The sequence below is a fragment of the Candidatus Phaeomarinobacter ectocarpi genome (assembly GCF_000689395.1).
Taxonomy (GTDB): domain Bacteria; phylum Pseudomonadota; class Alphaproteobacteria; order CGMCC-115125; family CGMCC-115125; genus Pyruvatibacter; species Pyruvatibacter ectocarpi.
On sequence record NZ_HG966617.1, the window covers coordinates 868,960 to 885,960 of the forward strand.

The following is a 17,001-nucleotide window of genomic DNA, read 5'->3' on the forward strand; positions in this document are numbered from 1 at the left end:
TCCCCGGTGTTTACGCAATACGTAAAAATATCGCAAATCGAACAGTAAGTTCGTATTATGTTCCTATAGGATAGCGGGGAAAACCTCAATGCCGAACGTAATTGACGCGAGAAGGCCAACGGCCTCAGGGCCCAGACTCACTACGTATAAGTCGCAAAGTAGGCAGTTATCACAACTTGTGCGAGCATTTGTGTCTCATCAGTTCAATGTGTCTGTGGATGAGCTTGTGTCTGCCCAGCGCGGATCCTCTGCGGCGTGTCACGCCCGCCAGGTTGCCATGTACCTCACCCATGTGGTCTTCGGGGTCACGCTCACGAGCGTTGGCGATGAGTTTGGCCGCGACAGGTCCACCGTCTCCCATGCCTGCCGCAAGGTGGAATGGTCCCGGGACGACGTGGTGTTTGACCAGCTCCTCTCGCGCCTGGAATGGCAACTGCGCGCGGCCACCGGCAAGGAGGTTTAGCGCCATGGCAAAAACACCTCCCTCCAAATGGCTCACACCCCCATCAGCAGCCCCTGTGCCCGCAAAACCGGTAGCCATCGCGAAAGGCGAACTTGACCGGGAGGCGCGCCGTATTCTGCCGCGCCTCGTGTCGCCGGGCACCCACCTTGTTCCGGTTCCCCAGACAAAGCGCTACGCCATACGCTCGGGAAGATCGCGCGGTGGCACCCCGCGCACCCGTGTGGACGCGCGCATCGTTCATGCGTTTGAGCGCGACGGATTGATTGCAGCAACCGGTGATGAGTTCACCCTTACGGATCTTGGCCGTGCCCGTGTCTCCCGGGACGCGGCGACCGTGGACCCCTTTCGTGCCCAGCATCAACTCGAAGGTACCCGGATGATTGACGGGCGAGGGGACGGCACAAGAACCGCGCTCACGCCCATGCGCGTAAACCTAGCGGAAACACCGCTTGGGTGGCTGCGTCGCCGCAAAGGTGCCAACGGCAAGGCGCTCATTTCACAAAACCAGTTTGAGGCCGGTGAAAAACTGCGCGCGGATTTCACCAGCGCCCAGATGACCCAGCGGGTGACCGCGGACTGGTCCGTCCAGCTCGACGGCAATCGCCGCAACGCGAATGAGGGTCTGAATGTCAGCGAAAAAGCACTGGCCGCACGCCAGCGCTTCTATAAGGCATTGGATGCCGTCGGGCCCGGCCTCGCGGAACCGCTGGTGGATGTGTGTTGCTACCTGAGCGGCCTTGAAGATGCCGAGCGACGCATGGGGTGGCCGCAACGCTCAGGCAAAGTCGTGCTCGCCATCGCACTGGAGCGTCTGGCTGGCTATTACGGCTTCAATGGATCATCTGGCGGGCGAAACAGGTCCAGCTACGTTTGGCATGCGCCGGACGCACCCGAGATGGACCCGCCGCCGGAATCGCAGGCGTGAGGGGTCAGCTAATCAAGAACGGTGTTGCAAGCAGGGCGGCTATGACGAACTCAAATGCGGTGCCGCCGTAATTGGCTCCGTTGGCCGCGCGATCAATCACCATCGACACAAGTCGCACAATACCGGTCAATCCCCAGCCGCAGGCGAGCGTCACAAAAGCCGTGTCGCTGCCGGTTACAAGGGCAAACGCGTGCCCCCCGGCGAACACGCCCCCATAGGTTGCCCGAACTTCGGAAATTGAATGCGGCAATGCGTCGTCAATCTTGATCCCGACAAGCTTTGCCGCGCCATAGGGACGAAAAATAGCAAACAGCCCAAGCCCCAGCCCGATGACACCGCCAATGTAAGGCAGGACATAAAGACCCATGCTAGGCGACCCCGGCGTCTGCCAGAGCTGCAGAGGCATCGGCCTGAATTCGACCGACCATCGCGTGCAGACCATTTGAGCGTTGTGGACTTAGATGTTCATCAAGACCGATCTGCTGAAAAACCGGGTCCGCCGGTGTTTTGGCGATCTCGGAAGCCGGACGTCCTGAATACAGCCGCAGCACAATCGCAATGAGCCCGCGCACAATATGGGCATCACTGTCGCCAATGAAGGTAAGAACCGGCTCACCATTGTCGCCCCTGGCAACATGGGTCTGGAGCCAAACCTGGCTCACACAGCCTTTTACCTTGTTTGCGTCCGAGTGTTCTGCCTCTGGCAGTGGCTCAAGGTCTTTGCCCAGCTCGATCACATACCGATACCGGTCTTCCCAATCATCAAGATAGGAAAAGTCGTCAATCAGATCGTTGATACTCACAGCCAGACACGTCCTTGATCAGCATAGCGCGATGGCTGGATACGCCATCCCTCTTGCCTCAAAGACATAGGCTTTTGGGGCTGGTGAGACAACTGGTGGGAAACAGGCAAAAAAATGGCGCGTATTGCACTGAGGGGACAAGACCTGGGGGGGGAAGGTCTTTGGGATGTGCAATACGCGCCCTTGAGAGGATCGCTATAATTGTGAAACAGCTAAGGCTGCTTCTGGTTCCCGGGTCAGCCCGGTTTTTGCCTACGCGCCTTGTGAGGGGATGGGCGCGGGGACATCTGCAGTAACTTCAGCGGGCGTTACGGGCGCAGCCGGCGATACGCCAGGCGCACCAGTCTCGGCACTGCGGGCATCAATGAGGGCCTGCGCAGCCCAGCTCACAGCTTCACCGGTGTAGTAGATGAGTTGGTTTGCAACGTGTGATCCGCCGGCAGCAACGGTGTCGCATACAGCGTCATTGCGTTCACAAAAGCTCAAAACGTCAGAGCCTGTGTTCATGGCCATATCTACAGCGGCGCTGGCATCGAAGACTTCCGCGTCGCCAGCAGGTGCGCCTGACGCAGCCTGTGCCGTGCCGTCAGAAGAAGACATGCTTGGCGCCGATGGCAGCAGAACCGCAACAACGGCAATCCAGAAGGCAATTCTCAAAATAAGCATCAAACCGACCCCTCGGTTGCGCCGTCTTTCGCCTGGACCGGTTCATCCGATCCACAGCATTAGAGGGCATTGCTTCTAATCATGCTGCGAGATTAGGCGCGGGGGTCTTGTGAGGTTGCAAAACAAATAGATCAAATTTGATCCAACTCCCCTTCCAATGGTGCAAATGCGCGCCATGCCTAAGGTGGGGTTTTGTGCGTCGCTAAAATCAAAACGGCACTTGTGTAAAATTTTAGCTATTTGGAATCCGGGTCAATCCCCAGCTCTTTGTGAGCTTCGGCGAGAAATTCTTTGTTCGGCGCGGGCGGTTTGAAATCGATGCCGGACCCAAGCGTGCGGATGATGGTGGAGATTGCAGCAATTCGCGCAAACTTCTTGTCGTTGGCAGGGATCACATACCAGGGCGCATCGGGTGCCGATGTTCGCCGCACCATTTCTTCAATCGCGTCTTCATAGGCCGCACGGCGGCTCCGGTTGCGCAAATCTTCCGGTGTAAGTTTCCATCGCTTGAGGGGATCATCAAGACGATCGCGAAAACGCTGCGCCTGTTCTTCGTGGTCCACCTGCAGAAAAATCTTCACAAGGCGAAATCCATCGGCGGCCAGCGATGCTTCAAAGGCATTTATCTCGCTATAGGCACGCCCCCACTCTTCGCGGGTGGCAAAGTCCTCTACACGCTCCACCAGCACCCGTCCGTACCAGGAGCGGTCAAAGATGCCCAACTCCCCATTGGGCGGCAGCCGTCGCCAGAAGCGTTGAAGATAGTGTTCCTCCCGCTCGCGTTGGTCAGGCGCTGAAATGGGCCAGACACGAACAGCACGCGGGTCCATTACGCTGGTCAGTCTCCGGATGATGCCGCCCTTGCCTGCTGCATCCCAGCCTTCAAAAACAATGACGCCCTTGAGCTTGTTGTAGAGAAAGGCCAGCTGCAGTTCACGCAGGTCGTCCTGCAGCGACTTCAGAATGTCGGCGTATTCGCTGCTCTCGACTGATGCACCGCCGGGCACCTCTGACAGCCTGAAGCCATTGGGCTGCCAGACGGCAAATAGATCCTCGTGATGAATGTCAGCATCCGCCCCATTCTCACCTGATGCATTGTCTGATTTGTTTTTCTTGGAAGCCATGTCTGGAAAGTCTCGCCCTGTCGTGTCCCGGGAAGTGTCATATCCCGGGAAATGTCGTAACCCGGCAATTCATGCTGCACACGCAGTGCATCATGCTCCGATCAGTATGTCACCTGATCTTGCACGCTGGCGACAGGATCGCCGTTTCGGCGTCTAGTGTGATGGAGAGGCAATGAGGCCATAGCCTCTGCCGACATTGTGCGCGCCGACAGCTGGCTCACTGGCTTCTTTGGGCAGCCACACCGTAGCGGTGGTGCCCTTGCCCAGCGTGCTGGCGAGTTCAACCGAGCCGCCGTGCAGTTCAATCAGCGATTTCACGATCGGCAGGCCAAGACCTGTGCCCTGCTTGCCCGCCGCAAATGTGGAATCCACCTGTTCAAACGGGATCATCACCCGCCGCAGATCATTCGGGGCAATGCCAATGCCTGTATCGCTGACAATAAGGAGCGCCATGTCGCCCTTGTCCTCAAGGCGGACGGTTACCGATCCGCCTTCCTTGGTGAATTTGATCGCGTTTGACATGAGGTTCAGCACACACTGACGAATTGCCGTGTGGTCAGCATCCACCTCGCAATCGCCATCCGGCATTGCGACATCCACGGAAATGTTGCCGGCTTTGGCCTGGGGGGCCAGCAGGTCACCGCAGTCTTCTAGGATATCGCGCAGATCAAACGGGTTGTGAACAATTTCGTATCGACCGGCCTCGATCTTTGACAGATCAAGTATCTGATTGATCAGCGACAGAAGATGTCCGCCGGACGTATTGATCATCGAGGCATAATCGAGATAGCGCTCATTGCCCAGGCGACCGAACAGCTCCTGCTCAAGGACTTCGGAAAAGCCGATGATTGAGTTGAGCGGTGTGCGCAGCTCGTGGCTCATGTTGCGCAGGAACGACGTCTTGCTTTCATTGGCCCGCTCGGCAGCTGATTTGGCCGAGTCGAGTTTCTCCGCCACGTCCACCAGGTTAGAGGCCTGGTCTTCGAGCTTGGCGCGGTTCATTTCCAGTTCCTGCACGGTGTATTGCAGGGTCCGTCCGCGCTCTATGAGCTGGCGTTCACGCTCCTTGAGCTCGGTAATGTCCGTATACACCGTGACCCGTCCGCCTTCGCGTGTGCGCCGGTCGCGCATCAGGAACCAGCGGCCATCCTTGTGGCGCAGTGTGCTCTGACCAACAGGCAGGCCGTGTTTTTCAACGCGTCGGGCAATCCACTCATCAGGGTTTTCTCCATCATCAAAGACACCCGAATGTGCTGTCTCTGTCATGAAGGTCTTGAAGGTGGTCCCAGGCTTGAGCCGCTCTGATGTGGCGCGATGTAGACGTGCAAATACGCGGTTGTGGAGCACCAGCCGGTCTGCCTGATCCCAGATCGCAAAGCCGTCAGCCGTGCTTTCTATGGCCGCTTCAAACCGAAGCTGTGTCTGCATGAGGCTCGTCACATCGTTCCAGTGAACAATGGCACCGCCATCATCCATGGGGCGACATTTGACTTCCATCCAGCGACCGTCGGACAGCCGTTCTATCCGAGGCGCATAGTCACGGGAGCGATGATGGGCAAGCGTGTCAGCAAGCCAGTTTTCCGGGTCACGGATGGCGCGCTCGCCTGCAAACTCGCCGTTGTCCAGCAGAGTTTTGAGAATGTCCTCATAGGCGAGGCCTGAAATCTCATCCAGATGGTCAAACGTCCGGAAGATGAAACGGAAATGGTCATTGCAATAGACCAGCCGGTCAGAGCCATCAAAAACGATGATCCCCACCCGCAGGCTGTCCAGCCCGTTTACCAGTGCCTCGATGCCCTCACGCGTACCAACCGGCATTGGATGCCCCAAATTGCCCTAACAATCGGGTCAAACTGACCCGGGGCGAGAATAGGCAGAACGAAGTTAGGAAATCGTTTGCGCTATTTCTGGCTGACAGGACGCAAAAAAGGCGGCTTTTGAGAAAGCCGCCTTCTTGGTGGATCCGTAACGGATCGCAGTAGCTGTTACTTGGCAGCAGCCGGAAGATATGTCGCCCAGCAATAGGCAATCTCGTTCACTGCGTGTTTGCCCGTGCAATAGGCTTCTTCTGACGGGAAGTGGGCCGCGGCAAGGCACTGGTTGAGATTGAGGCGGGCAAACCGTGTGCACCGTGAAAGGTCGCGGTTCTGCACCAGGGAAACAGTCGCGCTTGCTTCGGATTCTTCAAGGGCAATATGTCCGGCAATAGCCAGAATACGCTGCATCACGGGTGCTGCGGCCTGTGCTTCGGTCACACCGGCCAGCTCGGCAAGAATACCGCCGAAGCCCATGTTCTCAATTTCAGCGGCCGCAAACTGCGGATCAACCGAGAACGGCACAACCGGCTCATAGCTGCCCCAGCGGGTGCGCTGAAACTCAACAGCCGTGGTGAGGAAGCGCTGACCAAGGCCGGTCAGTTTCTGGTAGGCGTCCGCGGCGTCAGCAACCACAGCGGAGCGCGCTTTCTGAGAGCCTGCAAACATCCATACGCCGGTGCCTGACTTGAGGCGGGTCAAAACAGCCTGTTTGCCGTCACGCGCCACAGCTGCCTTCAAGGCAGCAACAAATTCCGGCTGAGCAGCAGCAAGAAAGGCGCTGTTGGCAACCCAGCCTTCGCCGAGTTTGGCAGGATCGTGTGGACGAAGAGAGTCGAGTGCGGCCCGCACGTCCCGGGGCGCCTTGAACTTGCGGTTCGCCAGATCATCGATCGCCGCATCAAAGGCGCGATAGGCCGCGGCCTTTTCGACAAGGCCCTGTGGACCTTCCAGCGGCGCTGCCCGGCGGGCGTCTGACCGTGTGACTGTGTCCAGCGGCTTGCCGGCAATGGCGGGCTTTGCGCGCGGAATGGGGACAATCGTCCCGTCTGAAAGAACAACCGGCGCACTGGCAATCTGATACGGCTCAACCACCGGCGCGGCAGCTGCAACTGGCTGGGCCTGCACAGCATTGATGTTTGGTGGGCTGTCGCCGAGGCAGCCCGCAAGAGCGAGCCCGAGCCCTGTAACAGCCATAATCCCGGCCGTTTTTCTCAGAAGGGCATTGCCAAAGGCGCCTGTGGTGGTGTCAGCCATGTGTTTCGTCCCCAATACTGGTCTTCGGCGGCAGCGACAGCGCCCGCAGACCTGGAAATCAATTACCAGTCGTCCCCAAAAGTGCCTGATCTGTCCCCTTCGGCATCATGTGCCTTGGATTTTGGGGCCGCGCATAAGCGATGACTGCGCGAAAATTCCCAATAATGTGCCAGATCGGAGCACCCGTCAGAGTCCCATTAAGACTTCTGCAACGGACGTGCCCAACCCTAAGCCGACGCGGTCCGCGTTGCAATGCGGCAAGTCCGTCCGCAGCGTGATTCCGGGCAGGTTTCTGGCCCGGCATTTGATTCAAATCCAACGGGAATTCTCAAGGTTTCCCCTTCTTTAACCCTCACGAGCCACACTGGCACCATTCATTGTGCCACCGCGCCCGCGGCGTGGGCTGGCAGCGGACATAGTTAATGCGAAACCGGGGCAATCCCCCAAAACTTGTGTGAGGATTCGAGCGTGCAGATTGCTGACTGGCAGGTGCATCTAAGCGTGCGCGGACGACCGCGGCAGATGCGGCGTCATGCGTCCTTCATCAAGCAGCATCTCAGCGGTGGGGCCCTGGGTCTTGCCGGCGGTATCCTGTTCGCTGTTGTAACCGGCGGCATCGACCTGTTTGCGGTGGGGGCTTTTGCGCTTCTTGGCGCCACAGCTTTGCCGGGTCTCTTCTTGCGTGCGACGGGTCAACTGGCAGCGTCATACGCCCTGTCTTCCACGTTCTTTGCCATTCTGGTCGGCTGGCTGTGCCTGTGGACGGGCGGCGTGGATTCCCCGGCCATATTCTGGCTCGCGATCGTGCCCATGGAAGCCGCGCTGTCAGCAAACCGCCGAAGCGCGATCACGGCTGCAGCCATCTCGTCCATTATTTTCTCATGCCTTGTCTGGATGTCTCTGGCATCCAGCCTGCCGCCCGCACACTTGCCGGGCATTGATCCATTCCTGACGCGCATGGTGTCGATCGTTGCGGCAATCGTTTACGCCTGCGCCCTCGCAATGCGGACCCAGGAAGCCTATCAGCGTGCGGAAGATGCAGCCGACAACGAAGAAGCGCGCTACCGCATGGTCGCAGACAACGCCAGTGACCTGATCACCCGTCACTCGATTGACGGCACGGTGCTGTTCGCAACACCCGCCAGCCGCCGCCTGCTGAACGTGTCACCGGACAAACTCATCGGCCGCCGCCTATCTGACGTTGCCGGCACCAGCTATGCCGAGGCAATTACCGACGCCTTCACAAACGCGCTGCGCAATGGCGGCGAGGCAACCGTTGAATTCGCCGTGACCAATGATGACGGCACGACGCGCTATCTGGAGACACGTCTGCGCGCAACGGGAACAGCTATTGATATCAGCCTCATCGCTGTGACCCGCGACGTCACGGATCGTCAGGAAGCGCAACTGGTCATGGAAGAAGCGCGTGACATGGCTGAATCTGCCAGCCGCACCAAATCAGCCTTCTTGCGCAGCATGAGCCATGAGCTGCGCACGCCGCTCAACTCAATCATCGGATTCGCGCAGGTGATCCGTGATCAGTCCTTTGGTCCCATCGGCAATGGCCGGTATTCCGACTATGCGGACATGATCGGCGATAGCGGCAAGACACTGTTGCGCATTGTGACCGATGTCCTGCGCATGTCGGAAATAGAAGCCGGCAATGTGGAAATGGATGTGGAGGAAACCCGCCTCCTGCCGATAGCCGATGGCGCCATTCGCACGCTTGAGCCTCAGGCTCGCCATGGGCGTGTCGTCATCATCAACCACGTGTCCGAAGATTTGCCCCTTGCCCTTGCCGATGCGCGGGCGGCTGGCCAGGCCGTCAACGGCATTCTCGCAAATGCCATTCAGTACTCAGCCCTGGGCGATAGCATCGATATTGAAGCCGGGTCTGATGACCTGAGCGTATGGCTGGAAATCAAGGACAATGGTCCCGGGATTCCGGCAAGAGACATCGACCGGCTCATGCGCCCGTTTGAACGCACCGGCGGCAGCCTTGAAGGCCGCCCGTCCGGCGCAGGCGTCGGGCTGGCAATCGCCAAGGCCCTGACCGAACTGCAGCGTGGTGGCTTCTCCATCCGTTCGCAGGAGGGCGAGGGCACAACCGTACGTCTGGCGTTTCCGCGCGCCCGCATGGCACGTCGCCGCTCCGCCTGATCTGTCAGGGCGCGTCAGACCGGATACTCAATCTCTTCATCCCTTGCCGCAGCCGCCACGCAAAGGCACTGTGCCGTGATGCAACCACGACTGAGATCAGATCTGCGGGTTCAGGCAATCATGCGCCGTGCAACCAGCGCAGGCGCCTTTACAGCAATTGTCCAAAAGGGCCACGAAGCTGCCGGCGCTGTATTCGTGAAGGCCGCATTGCCGGATCGTACGGTCCGGGTCTTTGGCCCGGCACCCGGACCCGGCACGGACGATGACGGCCACCCGCGCTGGATGTGCGTGACAGGTGCAACGCCGGTGGCCGAAATGGATGCCGACACCTATCTCGCGCGTTACGCCAAATCGGACCCGGATTTATGGATTGTGGAAATAGAATCCGGCGACGGTGAAGCCTGTCTGGATGGCGTCGTCATTGACGAAACACCCGCGCAGACAGACCCCCTCATCACGCAGATTTTTGGTCCCTAGCCGTCGGACCCAAATTATGGCCGCATGAACGCGATGCCGTCGCCGGCATCCATGTTCTCAGCCGCCGCCATCAATTCGCTGGCGATATCATCAGGCTGCCGGTCCATCCGGTAGAGCTTGATGACCTGGTCAAACAGCACCCGCGCGACCGAGTCACGCGGATGTCCGGTTTCAGCGGCTTCGTCGAGGGCTGCCTGAACGTGCTTTTCAACAATTTCTCGAGCGGTTGCCATGGTGGTCTCCTTCAATCGGAATTTGGTCAATAAATCAGTTTCACGACCAGTATAGCCGCGCGGAAAGAGGGGCAGCGATGATCAAGGTCAAACCAGCAATGCACAAACCTGCAACGCATATGGCGGCAGCTTGAGGCGCAGGCCAAAACCGCGCTATCAGGGGCTCCCTCGAATGCATCTGGCAGTGCCCCTGGCAGCGCAAAGCCCAACCGGAAGAAAAGAACACCCCATATGGTGCAGGAACTCGCAGCAAATTTCTGGTCAGTTTTGGTCAACTTCTGGACTGACGGTGTGCTGGGGATCGATTTCACGCGATTGCTGATCGTCGCGGGAATTCTGATTTTCTTCTATGTGCTGCGCGGACTGTTCGCCCGCATAGTTCTGGTCACCGTCCGCCAATGGGCCAAAAACACCGACACCAATTTTGACGACATGGTGATTGAAGCAGTCAGCCCATCCCTCAAGCTCCTGGTGGTGACGGTTGGTGTCTTCACTGCCGGGCAGTATCTGGCGCTCGAGGGCATCGGTGGCGTCATTATCGACAATCTGGTCCGGTCCATGGTGGCGGTGGCATTCTTCTGGGCGCTGTACAACATCACCAAGCCGTTGACCCTGGTCTTTAAGCGTCTTGAGGCCGTGTTGACGCGCGAGATGGTAGACTGGCTGATCACTGCCACGCGCATTGGCGTGGTTCTGCTGGGCCTTGCCACCAGCCTTCAGATCTGGGGCATTCAGGTTGCCCCGTTGATTGCAGGCCTGGGCCTGTTCGGTGTCGCTGTCGCTCTGGGCGCACAGGATTTGTTCAAGAACCTGCTGGCCGGCCTGTCCATCCTGGTTGAAAAGCGGTTTGGCGTTGGCGATTGGGTGATGGTTGATGGCGTTGTAGAAGGCACGGTTGAGCAGATCGGGTTCCGGTCAACGCGCATTCGCCGGTTTGACAAGGCCCCTGTGTATGTTCCGAACACGGAGTTCGCGGACAGCGCGGTGACAAATTTCTCAGCCATGACCCATCGCCGCATCTACTGGAAGATCGGTATTGAATACAGCGCGTCCAAGGATCAGCTGCAGCAGGTCCGCAATGGCATTGAGGCGTACGTACTGAACAATGAGGATTTTGCCAAACCGCCGGAAGTGCCGCTGTTTGTGCGCATAGATGCCTTCAACGACAGCTCGATCGACATCATGCTCTACTGTTTCACCCGGACGACCGTATGGGGCGAGTGGCTTGAGATAAAAGAGCAGCTGGCTCTGGCAATCAAAGGCATCGTGGAAGGCGCGGGCACTGGCTTTGCCTTCCCATCCACCTCTATCTATCTGGAAAGTCTGCCCGCCGGTGCGCCGGAGATCTTTGAGCCGCCCAAGCAGGTGGGCACAGACGCCTGACGGGGCGGGATTGCAGGATCAGTCTAACTGGCCTGTCGCGTATCACCCGCATCATCAGCGTCAGCGAGCTCCGCACCGGCAAACAGCACCTGCCAGAACCCGAGCAGTCTTTCGGCAGAAGCGTCATCTAGCGTCTCAAAGGCAGACATGAGGTCAAACGTCTGATCCGTAGATCGCTGGGCGCCGTCTTCTCCCAGACGCACGAGCGTTGAGAAAGTGGAGCGCGCAAATCGTGCCGCGCGGCAGGCGACCATGAGCGCAAATCCGCTTCTTTCAGCCATGATGGCTTCCCCGGTTGCGCGATCAATATCTGTCAGCTTGTCGAGGCAGGCATAGAACCGATCCATGTCTCCATCGCGCAAGAGCCTGACCACAAGTGGCTCCTTCAATTCATGGCGGCTGTATTTTTGCACCGCATAAGATGCTGCCTCTTCCGGGTGAGGCGAGGCCTTGCCTTCGGCCATACCAATTGCCGCTGCAGCTTCAATTGCCAATGAAAGGGCATCGGTTGTCACAGCCAGCGCCTGGTCGAGGGCGCGACGTCCAAGATGCGGACCGGTATGCCACATTAAGGCAACGGCAACATCGGCTGGCAGATCATGCCTGTCGACGAGAGCGGCCTGAAGATGCGGCAGGGCCGGGGCGGCCGCTTTCAGTGTTTCAAAGTCAGCCCTTTGCAGGGGCGCGTCATGGTTCTCTGCGAGGCTCACAAGTGCCACGTCGTTGCCGGTGGTCAGTATCTTGCGCACCAGCACAGAGGACAGGCCTTGCCTTTGGGCAATGCCGGCAGCGTGCGTGTTGCCATGCGTGTCAATCAGCTCGGTCAGCGCTTGGTCATCAAGGGCTGGCGTCGCCGCCAGAAATGGCGCCGCGACCCAGCCGGGCTGTTCAAGCAGAAAGTCCACCACGCCCAGAGGTGGTGTGTCGTCGTGGCCCAAAGACTTTGCCATTGCCTGTTGTGCATCAGCGCCTGCCATGCGGGCGATATCCACCAGCAGTAAACCAAATCCGTCCCGGGCTTCGTCACTGCAAATTTCCGAGCCAGACAAATAGAGATCTGTCACGCAGGCGAGCAGAGCACTGCGGCCCTCCGGCGTGGGGTCTCGCAGTAATCCTGCAAGGTCTGCCAATCTGGATGCGGTTGAGCTCATTGGCTGTGCTGCTGAAACTTTGGGATCCCTACCGACCAGATGCCCTCGCAACTGGCCGAACTGTCATGTGGGCGTCTAACTTGGAGGCCAATGATGCAGGCTTGATGTAAAGATTCGGTGGCTATCGGCGATTAATTGGGGCGCAGATACTTTGATTTCGGATGTTTTTTTTGCGTTTCTGCGCCTGGGATTCACAGCCTTTGGCGGCCCCGTGGCCCATATCGGCTATTTCCGGGATGAGTTCGTTGAACGCCGCAAATGGCTGAATGACGAGGCCTATGCGGACGTTGTCGCCCTGTGCCAGTTCCTGCCCGGCCCCGCGTCCAGTCAGGTGGGTCTGGCAATCGGTATGCTCAAGGCAGGTCCATGGGGTGCTCTTGCGGCATGGACCGGTTTTACTTTGCCGTCCGCCATACTCATGACGGCAGCTGCGTTGTCGCTGGTGCAATTGGGAGAGGCCATCCCCCCCGGACTGCTTGAAGGTCTGAAGGCTGTTGTGGTCGCCGTCGTCGCGCATGCGCTCATCGGCATGGCGCGCAGTCTGACCCCGGACGCACCGCGGCTTCTCCTGGCCGGCCTTGCATTGGCGGTGACCCTATATGTCGGCGGCGTCGCAGGTCAGCTGATCGCCATAGCTGCCGGGATTGCCATTGGCCTTGTGGCCTTCAGGTCGTCTGCCGTCCCCGCGGAACAGTCAGCTGATTTCGTCGCCCCAATTCCAAAACCGGTATCACTCGTCCTTCTTGTCGCCTTTGCCGTGCTGCTGTTCGGGCTACCGTTCCTTGCCTCCCATGATCATTCACTGACAACGCAGATTGCCGACGGGTTTTATCGGTCCGGTGCGCTGGTGTTTGGCGGCGGCCACGTAGTGCTGCCGCTGCTGCAGGCTGAAACGGTGGTGCCGGGACTTGTGGGTGCGACGGAATTCACAGCCGGCTACGGGCTGGCGCAGGCGGTTCCAGGTCCTCTGTTTACATTTTCTGCGTTTCTGGGTGGGGCAGCAGGTATTGATCATGGCGCTGCTGCGGCGAGTTTCTATGCCTTGCTCGCCCTCGTCATGGTGTTCCTGCCGGGCGCATTGCTGGTCGCGGCCGCATTGCCGTTCTGGGCGTCCCTGCGCGCCAACCGGACTGCGCGCGCAGCCCTCAATGGTGTCAATGCAGCAGTGGTTGGTGTGCTCGCTGCCGCGCTGTACACGCCTGTCACGACGACCGCCATCAATGACTGGACAGATGTAGCAATCGCAGCACTGGCATTTGGGGCGCTGGCAATTATGCGGCTGCCGGCCTGGAGCGTCGTGCCCATCGGAGCAGCCTTGGGCATGGCGGTCGCGGTTGTTTTCTGACGCAAGGCATCCAGAAAGGCGCGCTGACGTTAACCATTGGTTCACCATAACAGGCTCAGGCTTTGCTCATCGTACAGTAAGCAGGAGCAGGATCATGGCCTATGAGCCCGAAGACGCCGGCCTGACTGAGACGGCCGACACCAGCGATGTCGCTAATGTGGTTGCCTTTGTGCCACCCGCATCAAGCACCACTGAAACCTCTGCAGAATTGCCCGAAGGGCACTCTGCTGATGTCATCAGCCTTCGCCCGACACCCGATGATGCAGCTGAAAAGGTCCAGGCTGCGACAACCTGAGCAGATGGCGTTTCGCGATCAGGCAGCGGCCTTGTGCGCAGTGGCTGCGTTGATTGCTGAAAGCAGCCGGTCTGCCATCATCTCCAGCTCGTCGTCACTCACCGTGAAGGCTGGTCCCAGACAGATGACATCTCGCACCTCTCCGGTGCCCCCGGGATAGAAGAACGCGCCTTCACGCAGACCATGCGCCACCACAGCGTTGGTGATGCCAGCATCTGATGGAAAATGCTCCAGTGTTTCCCGGTCTGCGACGAGCTCAATGCCCCACAAGAGGCCACGTCCACGGATCTCCGCCACATGCGGATGTTGCCCAAGTCGCTCCTGCAACAATGCTTGGAGTTTCGCACCCTGTGTTGCTGCGCGCTCCACCAGCGCCTCACGCTCAATAATCTCAAGTACCTTGTCTGCCGCAGCGCAGGCGCCGGGATGGCCCCCATAGGTGTAGAACATCAAGCTGTCGCCGCGTGCAGCAAGCGGCGCCACCACGTCTTCTGTGGTGTAGATGCCGGCAAGAGGGGCGTACCCACCTGTCAGCCCTTTGCCGGCAAACATGATGTCTGCCTTGATATCAAAATGCTCTGACCCAAAGCGTGCCCCGGTGCGCCCAAAGCCGGTCATCACTTCGTCAACGATCAGCAGCACACCATGCGCGCGGCAGATGCGCTGCACCTCCGGCCAGTAGCGCGGACCTGGTTGCAACGCACCTCCGGATGACCCGGTGATACTTTCAGCCATGAAGGCAGCAACCGTCTCCGGACCTTCGCTCAATATGGTATCTTCCAATGCCTTGGCGCAGCGCAGGTCCTCATCTGCATGATGCCGCCCAAGCGGACTGCGCAACGCGTAGGGCGCAGGGACCTTGGGCAAGTCTGGCGCGTAGGGTTCAAAGCCTTTCTGGCGGGCTGTGTGGCCGCCCGCTGCAAGCGTCAGGGCGGTGGCGCCATGATAGGACGGCGTACGCCCGATAATTTTCCAGCGTGCGTCATCGCCCTTGGCAATGTGATGCATGCGGGCCAGCCGAATGGCCGCGTCTGCTGCTTCTGATCCACCACTTGAAAGGTGCACTCGAGTGAGGTGTTTGGGCAGCCAATTCGAAGTAAGGCGCTCGACAAGCCTTTCGCGCTGTGGCGTCAGGAAGGTCGGCACAATGTAGCCCGTATCCGCAACGGCATCTGCCATGGCGTCAGCCACCTCGCGTCGGCCGTGGCCGATGCTCGCAGCGATTGCGCCGCCCGCAGCATCCAGAATGCGCGTCCCGTCGGCCAGGTGCAGCCAGACACCTTCAGCTTTCACCACATCAATAATGCGGCCTGACGGGACAAACGGCCAAAGATGCGATTTTGGGTGAGCTGCCATGCCGAGATACTCCGCTGCAATTTGGACGCCGTGTGTTGTTCTGTCCGCCAAAGGGCCATACACAGCGTGTGGCGGGTGTGTTCTTCCCGCCTCGCGCATAAAGGTTAAACGGACACTGGCGGCATGAAAATAGTTGTTCTGGGCGCAGGCGTTGTTGGCGTCACCACGGCCTACTATCTGGCTGACCGGGGCCACGAGGTAACGATTGTTGATCGTGCGGATGACGTCGCTCTTGAGACCAGTTTTGCAAACGGCGGGCAGGTGTCGGCCACGGGCAGCGCGCCGTGGGCAGCACCCGGTGTGCCCATGCAGGGCCTTAAATGGCTGGGCCGGGCAGATGCGCCTCTCAAATGGTCGCCTAGCTTTGATCCCGCCCAGTGGAAATGGTTGCTCGCCTTTGTGCGCCGCTGCACCGCCAGTGCGTATGATGAAGGCGTCGCGCGCAATCTCGCCCTTGGCCAGCTCAGCCTGTCTGAGCTCAAGGCCCTGCGTCAGCGCCTTGGCCTTGAATACAATCAGCAGACAAAAGGCATCTTGAAGGTTGCAAAGTCTCAAGCTGACCTGCAGGACCTGCGCGACAAGGCCCACAAGCTCGCAAAGCTCGGTGCCAACGCCCGCTTCGTATCAGCTGAAGAGTGCGCCCAGATAGAGCCCGCTCTTGCGCCCGCTGTTGCGGCCGGCGAAGTGCGCGGCGGCATTCATTTCGCCGATGATGAAAGCGGCGACGCGCATTTGTTTACCCAGCTGCTCGCAGACAAAGCAAAACAGTCCGGTGTCACCTTCACACTCTCAACGGATGTTTTGGGATGTGAGACAAAAGGAGACAGGGTCACCGCTGTTGCAACATCCACAGGCACCATTGAATGCGATCACGCTGTCATCTGCCTTGGGATCGGCAGCGTTCCCCTGATGAAGCACCTTGGCGTTGACCTGCCGATCTACCCAATCAAAGGCTACTCGGTGACGGTGGAGACCCAAGGCAGCAACGCCGTCCCCACTGTCAGCCTCACCGATGAAGAGCGCCGCATCGTCGTCAGCCGCTTCGGTACGCAGGTCCGCGTTGCCGGCATGGCCGAACTCGCAGGCACCGACCTGAGCATCAATCCAAAGCGCGCCACTGCAATTTGCAATGCCCTGAATGATCTGTTCCCGGATCTTTCCCGATACCGCGATGCCAAAGTCTGGACCGGTCTGCGTCCCATGACCCCGGATGGCGGCGCCATTATTGGGCCTGCGGGAAAATGGCAGAATCTCAGCCTCAATACCGGGCATGGAACCTATGGCTGGACCATGGCATGTGGCAGTGCACGCGTTTTGGCGGATTTGCTCGAAAACGAGTCTCCGCCGGTCGATCCTGCACCTTTTGGGCTGCGCCGGTTCACCCGCTAACCCCCCGAAAACAAAAACTTTATCGCTGAAATCGCAGAATTCTGCGGAATCCACAAAGAAATATTGCACCGCACAAAAAAGCGCTTGCATTGCGCCGCTGTACTGCCATATATGCTGCATCGCACAAGACGAGATCAGGTCGCAGCCCGTTGCTGCTGAA

Annotated in this window: 17 protein-coding genes; 8 read left to right on the forward strand and 9 right to left on the reverse strand. The window is 59.0% G+C overall.

Translation table 11 applies throughout. The features are described from left to right. Window positions 1–190: 190 nt before the first annotated feature. The gene (locus tag BN1012_RS04130; RefSeq protein WP_244442945.1) at window positions 191–463 is read left to right on the forward strand and encodes a helix-turn-helix domain-containing protein; all 273 of its coding nucleotides are present in this window, start codon (window positions 191–193) and stop codon (window positions 461–463) included. 4 nt (window positions 464–467) lie between these two features. Further along, complete coding sequence (locus BN1012_RS17770; RefSeq protein ID WP_052534537.1) at window positions 468–1,388, forward strand: DUF6456 domain-containing protein; 921 nt, start codon at window positions 468–470, stop codon at window positions 1,386–1,388. 4 nt (window positions 1,389–1,392) lie between these two features. Here BN1012_RS17770 and BN1012_RS04140 read toward each other — a convergent pair whose 3' ends face one another. The 6 genes from BN1012_RS04140 to BN1012_RS04165 all read right to left on the reverse strand — a co-directional run bounded on the left by BN1012_RS04140 (window position 1,393) and on the right by BN1012_RS04165 (window position 7,052). After that, window positions 1,393–1,755, reverse strand: a complete 363-nt coding sequence (locus tag BN1012_RS04140; RefSeq protein ID WP_043948643.1) for a DUF4345 family protein — start codon at window positions 1,753–1,755, stop codon at window positions 1,393–1,395. A gap of 1 nt (window position 1,756) precedes the next feature. After that, window positions 1,757–2,197 (reverse strand): SufE family protein, encoded by a 441-nt coding sequence (locus tag BN1012_RS04145; RefSeq protein WP_122381339.1) that lies wholly within the window; start codon window positions 2,195–2,197, stop codon window positions 1,757–1,759. 246 nt (window positions 2,198–2,443) lie between these two features. Continuing rightward, window positions 2,444–2,857 carry a hypothetical protein gene (locus BN1012_RS04150; RefSeq protein WP_043948645.1) on the reverse strand — a complete coding sequence of 138 codons (414 nt, stop codon included), beginning with the start codon at window positions 2,855–2,857 and terminating at the stop codon, window positions 2,444–2,446. A gap of 236 nt (window positions 2,858–3,093) precedes the next feature. Continuing rightward, window positions 3,094–3,981, reverse strand: a complete 888-nt coding sequence (locus BN1012_RS04155) for a polyphosphate kinase 2 family protein (RefSeq protein ID WP_081826206.1) — start codon at window positions 3,979–3,981, stop codon at window positions 3,094–3,096. A gap of 153 nt (window positions 3,982–4,134) precedes the next feature. Then, window positions 4,135–5,799 (reverse strand): sensor histidine kinase, encoded by a 1,665-nt coding sequence (locus BN1012_RS04160; RefSeq protein ID WP_052534539.1) that lies wholly within the window; start codon window positions 5,797–5,799, stop codon window positions 4,135–4,137. A gap of 167 nt (window positions 5,800–5,966) precedes the next feature. Continuing rightward, on the reverse strand, window positions 5,967–7,052 hold the full coding sequence (locus BN1012_RS04165; protein WP_043948646.1) for a hypothetical protein: 1,086 nt from the start codon (window positions 7,050–7,052) through the stop codon (window positions 5,967–5,969). A 468-nt stretch (window positions 7,053–7,520) separates the two neighbouring features. Here BN1012_RS04165 and BN1012_RS04170 point away from each other — a divergent pair, with 468 nt between their 5' ends. Together BN1012_RS04170 and BN1012_RS04175 are read left to right on the forward strand one after the other, a co-directional pair. Further along, window positions 7,521–9,212, forward strand: a complete 1,692-nt coding sequence (locus BN1012_RS04170; RefSeq protein ID WP_043948647.1) for a PAS domain-containing sensor histidine kinase — start codon at window positions 7,521–7,523, stop codon at window positions 9,210–9,212. A gap of 78 nt (window positions 9,213–9,290) precedes the next feature. Next, window positions 9,291–9,689 (forward strand): DUF1491 family protein, encoded by a 399-nt coding sequence (locus tag BN1012_RS04175; RefSeq protein ID WP_043948648.1) that lies wholly within the window; start codon window positions 9,291–9,293, stop codon window positions 9,687–9,689. A 14-nt stretch (window positions 9,690–9,703) separates the two neighbouring features. Here the strand turns inward: BN1012_RS04175 and BN1012_RS04180 are convergent, their stop codons facing one another. Then, window positions 9,704–9,922 (reverse strand): hypothetical protein, encoded by a 219-nt coding sequence (locus tag BN1012_RS04180; protein ID WP_043948649.1) that lies wholly within the window; start codon window positions 9,920–9,922, stop codon window positions 9,704–9,706. Between the two features lie 231 nt (window positions 9,923–10,153). Here BN1012_RS04180 and BN1012_RS04185 point away from each other — a divergent pair, with 231 nt between their 5' ends. Continuing rightward, entirely contained in the window at window positions 10,154–11,305 is a 1,152-nt protein-coding gene (locus tag BN1012_RS04185; RefSeq protein WP_043948650.1) for a mechanosensitive ion channel family protein, read from the forward strand. 23 nt (window positions 11,306–11,328) lie between these two features. On the opposite strand, the gene BN1012_RS04190 is transcribed toward BN1012_RS04185, so the two are convergent. After that, complete coding sequence (locus BN1012_RS04190) at window positions 11,329–12,456, reverse strand: DUF2336 domain-containing protein (protein ID WP_043948651.1); 1,128 nt, start codon at window positions 12,454–12,456, stop codon at window positions 11,329–11,331. Window positions 12,457–12,607: 151 nt separating this feature from the next. On the opposite strand from BN1012_RS04190, the gene chrA reads away from it, so the two are divergent. Together chrA and BN1012_RS04200 are read left to right on the forward strand one after the other, a co-directional pair. Further along, the gene (gene chrA / locus BN1012_RS04195) at window positions 12,608–13,801 is read left to right on the forward strand and encodes a chromate efflux transporter (protein WP_320408870.1); all 1,194 of its coding nucleotides are present in this window, start codon (window positions 12,608–12,610) and stop codon (window positions 13,799–13,801) included. A gap of 94 nt (window positions 13,802–13,895) precedes the next feature. After that, window positions 13,896–14,096, forward strand: a complete 201-nt coding sequence (locus tag BN1012_RS04200; protein WP_043948653.1) for a hypothetical protein — start codon at window positions 13,896–13,898, stop codon at window positions 14,094–14,096. Window positions 14,097–14,114: 18 nt separating this feature from the next. On the opposite strand, the gene BN1012_RS04205 is transcribed toward BN1012_RS04200, so the two are convergent. After that, on the reverse strand, window positions 14,115–15,452 hold the full coding sequence (locus BN1012_RS04205; RefSeq protein ID WP_043948654.1) for an aminotransferase family protein: 1,338 nt from the start codon (window positions 15,450–15,452) through the stop codon (window positions 14,115–14,117). 123 nt (window positions 15,453–15,575) lie between these two features. On the opposite strand from BN1012_RS04205, the gene BN1012_RS04210 reads away from it, so the two are divergent. Beyond that, entirely contained in the window at window positions 15,576–16,841 is a 1,266-nt protein-coding gene (locus BN1012_RS04210) for a D-amino acid dehydrogenase (protein ID WP_043948655.1), read from the forward strand. The last annotated feature ends 160 nt before the right edge of the window (window positions 16,842–17,001 follow it).

Excerpts from the sequence above, each read along its gene's own strand:
- BN1012_RS04210 (WP_043948655.1), top strand. The coding sequence starts at position 15,576 with ATGAAAATAGTTGTTCTGGGCGCAGGCGTTGTTGGCGTCACCACGGCC.
- BN1012_RS17770 (WP_052534537.1), top strand. The coding sequence starts at position 468 with ATGGCAAAAACACCTCCCTCCAAATGGCTCACACCCCCATCAGCAGCC.
- BN1012_RS04140 (WP_043948643.1), bottom strand. The coding sequence starts at position 1,755 with ATGGGTCTTTATGTCCTGCCTTACATTGGCGGTGTCATCGGGCTGGGG.
- BN1012_RS04175 (WP_043948648.1), top strand. The coding sequence starts at position 9,291 with ATGCAACCACGACTGAGATCAGATCTGCGGGTTCAGGCAATCATGCGC.
- BN1012_RS04155 (WP_081826206.1), bottom strand. The coding sequence starts at position 3,981 with ATGGCTTCCAAGAAAAACAAATCAGACAATGCATCAGGTGAGAATGGG.
- BN1012_RS04180 (WP_043948649.1), bottom strand. The coding sequence starts at position 9,922 with ATGGCAACCGCTCGAGAAATTGTTGAAAAGCACGTTCAGGCAGCCCTC.
- BN1012_RS04200 (WP_043948653.1), top strand. The coding sequence starts at position 13,896 with ATGGCCTATGAGCCCGAAGACGCCGGCCTGACTGAGACGGCCGACACC.
- BN1012_RS04205 (WP_043948654.1), bottom strand. The coding sequence starts at position 15,452 with ATGGCAGCTCACCCAAAATCGCATCTTTGGCCGTTTGTCCCGTCAGGC.
- BN1012_RS04160 (WP_052534539.1), bottom strand. The coding sequence starts at position 5,799 with ATGCCGGTTGGTACGCGTGAGGGCATCGAGGCACTGGTAAACGGGCTG.
- BN1012_RS04185 (WP_043948650.1), top strand. The coding sequence starts at position 10,154 with ATGGTGCAGGAACTCGCAGCAAATTTCTGGTCAGTTTTGGTCAACTTC.
- BN1012_RS04150 (WP_043948645.1), bottom strand. The coding sequence starts at position 2,857 with ATGCTTATTTTGAGAATTGCCTTCTGGATTGCCGTTGTTGCGGTTCTG.
- BN1012_RS04190 (WP_043948651.1), bottom strand. The coding sequence starts at position 12,456 with ATGAGCTCAACCGCATCCAGATTGGCAGACCTTGCAGGATTACTGCGA.
- BN1012_RS04165 (WP_043948646.1), bottom strand. The coding sequence starts at position 7,052 with ATGGCTGACACCACCACAGGCGCCTTTGGCAATGCCCTTCTGAGAAAA.